Here is a 225-nt window from a genome sequence, read left to right as displayed (position 1 = left end):
CCCGGCCTTCGCCCCCGAACTGACCGGCTCCACCGACCCGTTCACGGTCCACACCCGCTGGATCGAGACCGAGTTCGTCAATGACATCCCGGCCTTCACCAACCCCGCCGAGGCGGCGGAGGCGGAGGACGAGCCGGGCCGCGAGTCCGTCGTCGTCGAGGTCGGCGGCAAGCGCCTCGAGGTCTCGCTGCCGTCCTCGCTGGGCATGTCCCTGGCCCGCACCGG

The 225-nt window shown here is 72.4% G+C and carries 1 pseudogene; it reads left to right on the top strand.

Annotated elements, in window-relative coordinates:
• Positions 1-225 (top strand): annotated as a pseudogene (locus KVT44_RS57690) (acetyl-/propionyl-CoA carboxylase subunit alpha); the annotation flags it as partial.

Source organism: Streptomyces sp. GbtcB7, from assembly GCF_019091445.1.
Taxonomy (GTDB): Bacteria; Actinomycetota; Actinomycetes; order Streptomycetales; family Streptomycetaceae; genus Streptomyces; species Streptomyces mirabilis.
This window is presented reverse-complemented; position numbering and strand designations above follow the sequence as displayed.